The organism is Pokkaliibacter sp. MBI-7 (assembly GCF_029846635.1).
In the GTDB taxonomy this organism is placed as follows: Bacteria; Pseudomonadota; Gammaproteobacteria; order Pseudomonadales; family Balneatricaceae; genus Pokkaliibacter.
This window is the reverse complement of record NZ_JARVTG010000001.1, coordinates 2,941,803-2,952,500: the sequence shown is the minus strand read 5'-3', so window position 1 is coordinate 2,952,500 and position 10,698 is coordinate 2,941,803. Positions and strand designations below refer to the sequence as shown.

The window sequence follows — 10,698 nt, the reverse complement described above, 5'->3', positions numbered from 1 at the left end:
AGATTACTTTTCCGCCACCAGCTCCCAAAATATCGGCCAAGCCCGCCGCAGCCAAGCCCAGTATCAGCAAAGCTCCCAGGAAGGAAGAAAAGAAAGAGCATAAGCACAGCTCACCTTTGTGGCTGATTGCCGGCGCTCTGGTCTTCCTATTATTAGGCATGACCGCTCCGGCATCCTTCATGGGGCACTTTACCGTGTTCATCCTGTCGTGCTTTGTTGGCTACATGGTGATCTGGAACGTTACACCTTCACTGCACACCCCTCTCATGAGTGTGACCAATGCCATCAGCAGCATCATCATCATTGGTGCCTTGCTACAAATATCAGCACCTTCAGGCTGGGTAGTGTTTTTTGCTGCGATTGCTGTGCTGCTTACCAGCATCAATATCTTCGGCGGTTTTGCTGTCACTCAGCGCATGCTGGCAATGTTCCGTAAATAAGGGATAGATAAATGTCACATACTATGGTCAATGCGGCTTATTTAGGCGCAACAGTTCTATTTATTCTCTCTCTCGGCGGATTGAGTCATCAGGAAACAGCACGTCGTGGTAATTATTACGGCATGATTGGCATGGCCATTGCGCTAATTGCCACTGTAATAGGAATTGTCAGCGACAATTACTTTATATTAATTGCCAGTATTGTAATTGGTGCAGCTATTGGTATTACTCTGGCCAAAAAGGTCGCCATGACCCAAATGCCAGAACTGGTAGCTATTCTCCATTCATTGGTGGGACTCGCAGCTGTGGTTGTCGGATATGCCAACTTTCTCGGGCATGACACGTCACTGCAAGGTGCCGAGCAGTCCATCCATGCTGTGGAAACTTATCTGGGCATATTGATAGGCGCCATGACCTTCTCTGGCTCCATCGTTGCCTACCTGAAGTTAAGTGGCAAAGTGGGCGGCCGTCCCCTGCTATTACCAAACCGCCATCTGCTGAACCTGGCATTACTGGTCATCGCCCTGTGGCAATGCTTTAGCTTTGTATCGGCTTCAGCGCAGGGTAGCGGCACCTCCGCACTGATTATCATGACGCTGGTGGCGCTGGCATTCGGCGTACACATGGTCATGGCCATTGGCGGTGCCGATATGCCGGTTGTTGTTTCCATGCTGAACAGCTACTCGGGCTGGGCTGCAGCCGCGACAGGCTTCATGCTTTCCAACGACCTGCTGATCGTCATCGGTGCTCTGGTCGGCTCATCAGGCGCCATCCTGAGCTACATCATGTGCCGTGCCATGAACCGAAAATTCTTCAATGTTATTGCCGGTGGCTTTGGGACAACCGCAAGCAGCGCGGCGGCCAGCGGTCCTGCAGGTAGCGAGGAAGATATTCAAGCGATTAACCCTGAAGAGTCAGCGGGTCTGCTGGTCAATGCAAAAGAAGTCGTCATCATTCCTGGATATGGCATGGCGGTAGCCCAAGCACAGCACATCGTGTTCCAGATCACCAAGAGTCTGAGAGATAAAGGTATCAATGTCCGTTTCGGTATCCATCCCGTCGCTGGCCGTATGCCGGGGCATATGAACGTACTGCTGGCGGAAGCACGGGTACCTTACGACATCGTGCACGAGATGGAGGAAATCAACGATGACTTCAGCAAGGTAGATGTATCAATCGTCATTGGCGCCAACGATATCGTTAACCCGGCTGCTCAGGAAGTACCCGATAGCCCGATTGCCGGCATGCCTGTTCTTGAGCCCTGGCACGGCAAAACAACTATCGTTCTGAAGCGCAGCATGGCCTCTGGCTATGCCGGGGTAGATAACCCCCTCTTCTACCGCGATAACACCCGTATGTTGTTCGGTGATGCGACCAGCAGCCTGGAAGAAATCTTCAAGCATCTTGCTGCCTGATCGTTAAACGTTGCCCTTCTTAGGCGGCCCCAGGGTCGCCTTTTTTGTTTGCAACTTTTGCCCTGTCTATTCATATGCAGTGTTTATACCGCCAGGCGTACGCATCATAGTTTCTGGCTTCTGGCTTCTGGCTTCTGGCTTCTGGCTTCTGGCTTCTGGCTTCTGGCTTCTGGCTTCTGGCTTCTGGCTTCTGGCTTCTGGCTTCTGGCTTCTGGCTTCTGGCTTCTGGCTTCTGGCTTCTGGCTTCTGGCTTCTGGCTTCTGGCTTCTGGCTTCTGGCTTCTGGCTTCTGGCTTCTGGCTTCTGGCTTCTGGCTTCTGGCTTCTGGCTTCTGGCTTCTGGCTTCTGGCTTCTGGCTTCTGGCTTCTGGCTTCTGGCTTCCAGAACACTACAGCCGGAACCACCAGCGCCATAAAGCAAAAACGCCGCAAGGAGCGGCGTTTTTGTCAGGGATATATCTTACTGCGGATTAGGGGAGGAATTGCTGTCCTCATCGACAACTTCCTCTTCATCGTCCTCTTTCTGTTTGACCTTGATCATGCGGCCAAACGCCAGACCCACTTCATAGAGCATCCACATCGGCACCGCCAGCAGGGTTTGTGACATGACATCCGGCGGAGTCAGCAACATACCTACCACGAAGCAGCCCACAATGATGTATGGACGTTTAGCAGCAAGATCCGCTGGTGTCACAATACCGGAACTGACCAGCAGAATGATGGCCACCGGGATCTCAAACACCACACCGAAGGCAAAAAACAGCTTCAGGACAAAGTCGAGGTAGCTGTTGATATCCGTCATTACCGCCACGTCGGCAGGGCCTGTGGTCGTAAAGAAGGCAAACAGAAGGGGGAAAACTACATAGTAGGCAAACGCCATACCGGCATAAAACAGCAGAATACTGGACACCAGTAATGGCAGTGCGATCCGCTTCTCACTCTGATACAGCCCCGGGGATATAAAAGCCCACGCCTGATGCAGGATGAAAGGCATTGCGACCAGTATTGATAGCACCAGAGTCAGCTTGAAAGGAGCCAGAAAGGTAGAGGCAACCTCAGTTGCGATCATGCTGGAGCCCGGAGGCAACATATCGCGCAGGGGTGCCGAAACATAGTGATAGAGATCGTTAGCGAAATAGAACAGGCAGAGGAAGATCACCAGAACCACTGCCACGACTCTCAACAGGCGATTACGCAGCTCCACCAGATGGGAGATCAGCGGCATCTCGCCAGAGGCGCTCTGATTGGGATCAGTCATGTTTGGTTGCAGTCACTTTGCTGGAATCGGAGGGGGCTGCAGTGGAAGAGGCGGATGAATCGGAGGGAGTGGCTGGAGGTGTTGTCGCTGTGACAGGTTCAGCCACTGCAGCATCCGGCTTGGACATCCCGGCCAAGTCTTGCTGGAACTTGGCCAGATGTTCACGGTTTTTTTCCGCCTGCTGACGCATTTCTTCTACACGCAGCTCTTCGTTGATTTCCCGTTGGACATTCTGAACCATACGCTTGATACGTCCGATCCAGAGTCCGGCAGTACGGGCTGCTACAGGGAGTCGCTCTGGCCCCAGCACCAACAGGGCCACCACTCCCACAACGAGCAGTTCAGTAAAACCGATATCGAACATGAAGGCTCTTAGGCGTCCTTGTGTTGATCTTTGGTTTTGCTCAGATCAGCGGATTGGCTGAAGTCAGCATCCTTGTGAGTCAGGCGGGAAGAGTCAGTCTTTTCCTGATCGCCGTCGTTGATGGCCTTTTTGAAGCCTTTGACAGCGTTGCCCAGGTCAGAGCCGATATTGCGCAGTTTCTTGGTTCCGAACAACAGAACGACGATACCGAGGATGATGATGAGTTGCCAAATACTGATACCACTAAGCATTACTGCGCTCCGTTAGTTGGACTCAGGCAGGGGCACCTGTCAGATGCACATGGAGATGGAATACTTCCTGTCCTCCTGCGCTGCCTGAATTGATCTGTGTTTTAAAGCCTTGCATCAGCCCTTGGGAGCGGGCGATGACCGGCAGAGTCCGCATCAGATGCCCTAAAAGGTGCTGGTCATCTTCGCTGATCTCATAAAGGTTGGCAATATGCCGTCGGGGTATGACAAGAATATGAACAGGCGCCCTTGGATTCCGGTCCCTGAAGGCCAAAACCTCATCATCCTGATAGACGATGGTCGCCGGGGCCACCCCCTTGGCAATGGCGCAGAAAGGGCAGCTATCATGCTGCCACTCTGTCTCCAGCCCGCCGTTGGTCATCTCAGTCGCCCTGAGTACGCTGCGCCTTTTCAGTCAGGCCGGAAAGGTTGAAGCGTCGGGCCAGCTCCTGCAACACCGCTTCGGATGACACGCCCAGATGTGACAGCATCACCAGAGAATGGAACCACAGATCCGCCGTCTCATAGACCACCTCCGCCGTATCACCGGACAGTTTGGCATCCTTGGCAGCGATAATGGTCTCCGTCGCTTCCTCACCTACCTTCTCCAGAATCTTGTTCAATCCCTTGTGATGCAGGGAAGAAACGTAAGACTGGTCAGCAGGTGCGCCTTTCCGCGCTTCCAGCACCTCATCAAGCTGCTTGAGGATGTCGTTCATAGTCATTCCACTTAGTAAGCTATTCACTTTCCATGCCAGCGAATGTGATTATTCGCCCGCCTTGCTATAGATGGCGTGAGGATCCTTCAGGACCTCATCGACGGCCTGCCACTGCTCATCTTGCAGCGCATAGAAGAAACAATGCTGGCGCCCTGTATGACAGGCAATGCCACCCACCTGCTCAACCTTCATCAGAATGCAGTCACCGTCACAATCCAGCCGTAAATCATGCAGGTGCTGCACATGACCGGAATCCTCGCCTTTACGCCACAGCTTCTGCCGTGAACGTGACCAGTAGATAGCACGCTTTTCAGCGACGGTCAGAGCCAGCGACTCCGGATTCATCCAGGCCATCATCAGTACCTGACCCGAATGCACATCTTGGGCAATGGCAGGCACCAAACCGTCCTCGTTCCATTTAACCTGCTTCAACCACTCGTCACTCATGATGCACCTCTCGCATGCTTTGACCCTGATACCGGTGCTCAGTTCCAGCAGGCCGTATCATTGCCACTCAGACTATTTAGTTACTTCTGCCACAACAGTGCCAAGCCCAGAGCCAGTACCAGCCAGGCGGAGGCTGGCCCCTGCTGCAACCATTGCCAGCCTCCCTGCCACAGGGTGACGGCCGCTATAGCAATGCCCGCAACACCGATTTTTTGTCCGATACGCAACGGTGGCCGCTGACCAGTGGATACAGCAGACGCCTCTTTCATGGTCTGCTCCAGACGTCGTACCTGTTGCAGCGCATCCAGGGTCAGTTGCGGCAAATGGGGCAACTGATCCAGCAAGTCAGGGAGTTCCTTGCGGCTGCGTTTGTACAGGCCTTTGATCCCGACACGCTCCTTCATCCAGTTTTCCAGGAAGGGTTTGGCGGTCGCCCACAAATCCAGCTCGGGATAAAGCTGGCGGCCCAGGCCTTCAATATTCAGCAAGGTTTTTTCCAGCAGAACCAGCTGTGGCTGCACTTCCATATTGAAACGGCGCGCGGTCTGAAATAACCCCAGCAGAACATGGCCGAAGGAAATATCCTTCAGTGGCTTCTGGAAAATCGGCTCACAAACGGTGCGTATCGCCGCCTCAAAATCGTGCACGGGCGTATGGGCAGGCACCCAACCGGAATCCACATGCAGCTGCGCTACCTGGCGATAGTCCCGTTTGAAGAAGGCCAGCAGGTTACGCGCAAGATATTGCTGATCCTCTGGCGTCAGTGAGCCGACGATACCGAAGTCAATGGCAATGTACTGAGGATTATGCGGATGCTCGCGGGATACAAAAATATTGCCCGGATGCATGTCGGCATGAAAGAAGTTATCGCGGAACACCTGCGTGAAAAAGATCTCCACCCCGCGCTCGGCCAACTTGCGAAAGTCGATGCCCTGATCACGCAAGGCGGCGATGTCAGCCACCGGAATGCCGCTGATGCGCTCCATCACCATGATGTGTTTACGGGTATATTCCCAGTAAATCTGCGGTACATAGAGGCTTTCTGAGTTGTCGAAGTTGCGCCTGATTTCGGCTGCATTGGCCGCCTCACGCTGCAAATCCAGCTCATCAAACAGCGTACGCTCATAGTCACGCACCACTTCCACCGGCCGCAGACGCCGACCATCGCTGGAAAAACGCGCCACCATGCGCGCCATGGCCATCATCAGCGCCACATCCTTACGAATAACGCTGGCGATGCCCGGGCGGGTGACCTTTACCACAACCTGCTCACCGGTATGCAGTACCGCAGCATGTACCTGCGCGATGGATGCCGAGGCCAGTGGTTTGATATCCAGAGAAGTGAAGACCTCACTGATGGCATGGCCAAGGGAGGCTTCGATAATGCGCAGTGCCTGATCCCCGGGAAAAGGTGGCACCCGGTCCTGCAGCTTCTGCAGCTCGTCGGCAATGTCATTGGGCAACAGATCACGGCGGGTGGACAGCACCTGACCGAATTTGACGAATACCGGCCCCAACTCCTCCAGCGCACAGCGCAGGCGCTCACCGCGTGGCAATTCGTTCTGGTACCAGCGCCATGGCAGCATCCATATCCCCAGCTTCATATACCAGGGCAGATGGGGAAGAGGGATAAAGTCATCCAGCCGATACTGGGCGATCACCCGGATAATCGTAAAAATGCGCAGTAAACGTATCACCTGGGCCGGTTCCTTAAAGGGTAGAGTGTGCCAGGGACAGACCGCAGACAGCCTGAAAAGAAAAGTGATTCAACGGGTTAGGCGTTTGTCACTGGCAAGACACGACAGGCTCGTGAAGAAAGACGGGCAGATTCTACCTGCTACGGGCGGGCTTGTCTGTGCCTGACTCGACACAGACCTGATTGCGACCACTGCGTTTGGCCTTATAAAGCGCCTGATCGGCGCGCTCGAACAGCTGGGTAGCGGTATCGCTGCTGCGATGTGTGGCCACCCCTACAGACAGGGATATCTGTACGCGTGAACCACGGAAATGGAAACCGGTACTACTCGCCGCCACCCGGATCTTCTCAGCCACCTGTGCCGCATTGGCCACAGACAACCCGGGCAACAGGAAGACAAACTCTTCACCTCCGATCCTGGCCAGCATGTCTTCACGACGCAGCTGGGATCGCAGGGTTTTGGCAATCACCTTCAGCACCTTGTCACCCGCAAGATGGCCATACTGATCATTAATGGTTTTGAAATGATCCAGATCCGCCACCAGCAAGGCAAAAGGCTGGCCATTCTGATGCGCTGCCAGCAACAGTTGCTGCATGCGTAACTCGTAGGCCACCCGGTTCGGCAGCCCCGTCAGAGCATCGGTTTGCATACGCTGCTGCTGCACTTCCACCTGCTCCTGCAGGCGCTGATGCTCAGTACTCAGGCGTTTCATCCGCAGTTGCATTTCCTGATAACGTGCCTTCCATACTTCAGCACGCTGATCCTGCGCCACACGATAATCTTCGACGTGGCTGTGCAGCTCCTGCAGGCGACCGTCGACTTGCCTTTTCAGCCACTCCAGTGATTCAGCCTGACGCACATGCTCACGCAGATTGCCCATGTTGTTCTGCATCAGCTCGGTGAACGCTGATACGTCTTGCTCCGACTCATTCTGATGAACCCGGGCACTATCGACAAAACGCTGCACGACCTGCAGATGTTTGTTGAGATCTTTGAGGTAATCGACCAGCTCTTCATTCTGACGTCCCAACTGCTCAAACAGCACCAGCAGCAGGTTCTGCAGCGTCTTTTCCAGCAGATCAGGAGAGTCCTGCTGCTGCAGCTGCTCAAGCAGATCCGCCAGACTGGGATGCTCTTTCAGCTCAGACATCACCGGCTGAACCTGCTCCAGCAGCCACTGACGCAGACGCTCATATACGTCCTGCCCATTGCTCAACGTCGGAGCAGGGGCAGCAACAGCCAGTGGTTCTTCATCAGCAAGGTGCATGGCCAGAGGTGCGTCGACCTTTTCCAGCCAGGCCTCAAGAGCAGGGGCATCGGGCACATCCTGCAACGATTTGAGCAGGGCATCCCAAAGGGTGGATTGACGCTGCTGCATCGCCAGACGCTGGGCAAGTTTACGGACCAGCATGGTGAACAGCTGTAGCTTTTTCTCTGCACCCAACTCCATCTCATTGAGCTCAGAGAGCAGATCGTAATAACGACTTTTCCAGTCTTGTTCCGTGTTGCTCAAAGCACACCTTCCCAGTTACGCCCGCTTGGTTGGGAGAGTATAGGTAGAATCCCAGCAATAGGGGAAAGCTTACTGGATTTAAACAAGACTGTATTCAAGCAAAGATGCCAGGGATACGCATATCCCTGACATCCATCAAGGACGGGAAAATCAGTTCTTGGCTGCGCGCTCTTTGGCGATCAGGAAGTCCGCTGTCTTCAACATCTTGTTGAACGCATCATCGCCCGTGGGCTCGATCACATATTTACCGTTTACCACCAGCGCCGGTACCCCGTTGACACCATAACCACGCAGCAGACTGTCGCCTTTTTTCAGACGCATGTCGGTGGCAAAGGACTCATACATTTTGCGGAAGGCCTCTTTATCCAGCCCCTGCTTGCCCATGAAGTCGACCATGTTGTCTTCGGTAAACAGATTTTCTTTCTGCACATGAATCGCGTTGAAAATCGCTGTGTGAACCTTGTCCTCCACACCCATTTCAGTGGTCACATAGTAAGCACGGGCCAGCGGGTCCCAGGACTTGTGGAATACCACGGGGACATGCTCGAACTGCACATCATCACCCAGCTGCTTGCTCCAGGGCGTGATCATCGGGTCGAACGCATTGCAGTGAGGGCAGCCGTAGCTAAAAAATTCGATGACTTCGATTTTGCTGGGATCAGCCGTGTGCATGGGCGTGGTCAGTTCGCGGTAGTCCTTACCGGCCTCGAACGTCTCGTCCGCCATGGCAGCCAGTGGCAACAGGCACAGAGCGACAAGGACAGCTTTCACTGCTTTCAACATAAGCGATCTCCGATCTCGATAATTCGTGGCAGTACCCTGAGCAGGCCTGGCGTCAAGAGAGTATGGCGAAGCCGCATGCTATCACCATTGAATGCTGAGACCAGCATCCTTTGCGGAAGTTCCGGCCCCAGGCGAAGGGCCATAATACAAAAAGGCAGCGCGAGGCTGCCTTATGCAAATGTTTCAAGCTTATTCTGCTGGTCGCAAGCCCTGAATGTAACTGGCGACAGCAGCGATTTCCGCATCACTCATGCGCGCTGCCACATCCCGCATCATCATGCTCGGGTCATTATTGCGTGCACCGATCCGGAAGTTCTTCAGCTGGGTTTCGGTATAAGTGGCATGCTGGCCACCGAGATGTGGGAACCTGGCCAGTGTATTGCCGGACCCCGTTGGTGAATGGCACGCCTGGCAGGCGGGGACACCCTTGTCGGCAATGCCGGCGATATAAATAGTGGCTCCCAGCTCAGCCAGCTCAGGCTTGGCAGCGCCCGGAGCGACCTTCTGCGAAGCAAAATAGGCAGCGACATTGGCCATATCCTGATCACTCAGGTTGTTGAGCAACCCCGTCATCTCAGGCACCTGCCGGGTACCAGCCTTGATGTCCGTTATCTGCTTGAGCAGGTACTCCTCGCCCTGGCCCGCCAGTTTGGGGAAGTTCGGCGCCATGGAGTTGCCGTCAGCACCGTGGCAGGCGGCGCAGATCGCAGTCAGTGGCTGTCCTGCCTTGGCATCACCGTCAGCATGCGCCACACCAGCAATACCCGCACTCATCAACAAGCTAATCAGTAGTTTATTCATGGACCAATCCGTTCCTTGCGGAAGTTTGTGTCTTTATTAGCTAAATCCACTTGTTCAGAAGTTATAGCGAAGCCTTTCAAATAACGCCAAGTAATCGCCATTTTCGGGCCAGAACAGGACAAATGAGGTAATATGCCCTGTACTTTGCTGGCTGCCTGTCAGCAACCGGAAAATTTCGGCATTATAGTTAATGCCCCTACTAACTGGAATGACTTAGCCCCGGCATTCCGCGGCCAGCTTGAGTTCGATCAAATCTATGTATTCTTCTCGCGTCAATTATCACACTGCCCGCTACACCATCAGCGCCGCCAAGGTCAGCCAGTGCCCGACCGACCAGTGTGCTGAAGTAGCCTTTGCCGGGCGCTCCAATGCAGGCAAGTCCAGCGCTATCAATGCGCTGACCCAGCAAAGCAAACTGGCCCGCACCTCCAAAACCCCAGGCCGTACTCAGCTGATCAACTTTTTCGGCCTGAAGAACCCACAGGGCCCTGAGGCTGCTCCGCTGTTTCTGGTGGATTTGCCCGGCTACGGCTATGCCAAGGTGCCGGTGGCGATGAAGCTGGACTGGCAGGCTCATATCAGCGACTACCTGGCTGACCGGCAAAGCCTGAAAGGTCTGGTGCTGTTGATGGACATTCGTCACCCGATGACCGAGTTTGACCAGATTCTGGTCGACTGGTGTGTCGATGCACAGATGCCTCTGCACATCCTGCTGACCAAGGCCGACAAGGTAAACCGTGGCCCGGCCATGTCACTGCTGGCCAAACTGCGACGTGAACTGGGTGAGCGCATGGGAGACCTGCTGACCATTCAGGTGTTCTCATCCCTGAAGAAAACCGGTGTGGAGCAGCTGGCACTGCAGCTGGACAACTGGTTGCTGGGCCCGCTGGAAGAAAGCAGCGAAGCAGAGACTGTCGCTACCGAATGACACTGCACGGCGCCCCAAAGGGCGCCCGGTACAGAGACGAGAAGGGGCTGAATCATCAGCCCCTTTGTTTTATCCGGCACAGTAACG

Annotated in this window: 14 protein-coding genes (1 of these 14 cut by a window edge); 4 read left to right on the top strand and 10 right to left on the bottom strand. The window is 54.5% G+C overall.

The window, feature by feature from the left end:
* From QCD60_RS13230 to QCD60_RS13220, 3 genes are all read left to right on the top strand, one after another.
* Positions 1-440, top strand: partial view of a Re/Si-specific NAD(P)(+) transhydrogenase subunit alpha gene (locus QCD60_RS13230; RefSeq protein WP_279786036.1) — the final stretch only. The gene continues 1,114 nt to the left of window position 1, outside the view; only the last 440 of its 1,554 coding nucleotides appear in the window; its start codon lies off the left edge, out of view; its stop codon occupies positions 438-440.
* A gap of 11 nt (positions 441-451) precedes the next feature.
* Complete coding sequence (gene pntB / locus QCD60_RS13225) at positions 452-1,855, top strand: Re/Si-specific NAD(P)(+) transhydrogenase subunit beta (RefSeq protein ID WP_279786034.1); 1,404 nt, start codon at positions 452-454, stop codon at positions 1,853-1,855.
* Between the two features lie 79 nt (positions 1,856-1,934).
* The gene (locus tag QCD60_RS13220; RefSeq protein WP_279786032.1) at positions 1,935-2,327 is read left to right on the top strand and encodes a hypothetical protein; all 393 of its coding nucleotides are present in this window, start codon (positions 1,935-1,937) and stop codon (positions 2,325-2,327) included.
* Here QCD60_RS13220 and tatC read toward each other — a convergent pair.
* From tatC to QCD60_RS13170, 10 genes are all read right to left on the bottom strand, one after another.
* On the bottom strand, positions 2,314-3,111 hold the full coding sequence (gene tatC, locus QCD60_RS13215; protein WP_279786030.1) for a twin-arginine translocase subunit TatC: 798 nt from the start codon (positions 3,109-3,111) through the stop codon (positions 2,314-2,316). The two genes, QCD60_RS13220 and tatC, sit on opposite strands and share 14 nt — an antisense overlap.
* Positions 3,104-3,475: a Sec-independent protein translocase protein TatB gene (tatB, locus tag QCD60_RS13210; RefSeq protein ID WP_279786028.1), complete on the bottom strand. Its 372-nt coding sequence runs from the start codon at positions 3,473-3,475 to the stop codon at positions 3,104-3,106. The genes tatC and tatB overlap by 8 nt, the downstream gene beginning before the upstream one ends.
* Before the next feature lie 8 nt (positions 3,476-3,483).
* Positions 3,484-3,726, bottom strand: coding sequence for a Sec-independent protein translocase subunit TatA (tatA, locus tag QCD60_RS13205; protein ID WP_104152642.1), 243 nt, complete (start codon positions 3,724-3,726; stop codon positions 3,484-3,486).
* Positions 3,727-3,748: 22 nt separating this feature from the next.
* Positions 3,749-4,105 (bottom strand): histidine triad nucleotide-binding protein, encoded by a 357-nt coding sequence (locus tag QCD60_RS13200; protein ID WP_279786025.1) that lies wholly within the window; start codon positions 4,103-4,105, stop codon positions 3,749-3,751.
* Between the two features lies 1 nt (position 4,106).
* A complete protein-coding gene (locus QCD60_RS13195; protein ID WP_279786023.1) occupies positions 4,107-4,442 on the bottom strand; it encodes a phosphoribosyl-ATP diphosphatase in 336 nt (111 codons plus the stop codon).
* Between the two features lie 48 nt (positions 4,443-4,490).
* Positions 4,491-4,889, bottom strand: a complete 399-nt coding sequence (gene hisI / locus QCD60_RS13190) for a phosphoribosyl-AMP cyclohydrolase (RefSeq protein ID WP_279786021.1) — start codon at positions 4,887-4,889, stop codon at positions 4,491-4,493.
* Between the two features lie 80 nt (positions 4,890-4,969).
* The gene (ubiB, locus tag QCD60_RS13185) at positions 4,970-6,586 is read right to left on the bottom strand and encodes a ubiquinone biosynthesis regulatory protein kinase UbiB (RefSeq protein ID WP_279786019.1); all 1,617 of its coding nucleotides are present in this window, start codon (positions 6,584-6,586) and stop codon (positions 4,970-4,972) included.
* Positions 6,587-6,719: 133 nt separating this feature from the next.
* Entirely contained in the window at positions 6,720-8,099 is a 1,380-nt protein-coding gene (locus tag QCD60_RS13180; protein ID WP_279786017.1) for a diguanylate cyclase, read from the bottom strand.
* A gap of 150 nt (positions 8,100-8,249) precedes the next feature.
* Positions 8,250-8,882: a thiol:disulfide interchange protein DsbA/DsbL gene (locus QCD60_RS13175; RefSeq protein WP_104152648.1), complete on the bottom strand. Its 633-nt coding sequence runs from the start codon at positions 8,880-8,882 to the stop codon at positions 8,250-8,252.
* A 189-nt stretch (positions 8,883-9,071) separates the two neighbouring features.
* Positions 9,072-9,683 (bottom strand): cytochrome c4, encoded by a 612-nt coding sequence (locus tag QCD60_RS13170; protein ID WP_279786013.1) that lies wholly within the window; start codon positions 9,681-9,683, stop codon positions 9,072-9,074.
* Between the two features lie 256 nt (positions 9,684-9,939).
* Between QCD60_RS13170 and yihA the strand changes: the two genes are divergently transcribed.
* On the top strand, positions 9,940-10,611 hold the full coding sequence (gene yihA, locus QCD60_RS13165; RefSeq protein WP_104152650.1) for a ribosome biogenesis GTP-binding protein YihA/YsxC: 672 nt from the start codon (positions 9,940-9,942) through the stop codon (positions 10,609-10,611).
* Positions 10,612-10,698: the final 87 nt, after the last annotated feature.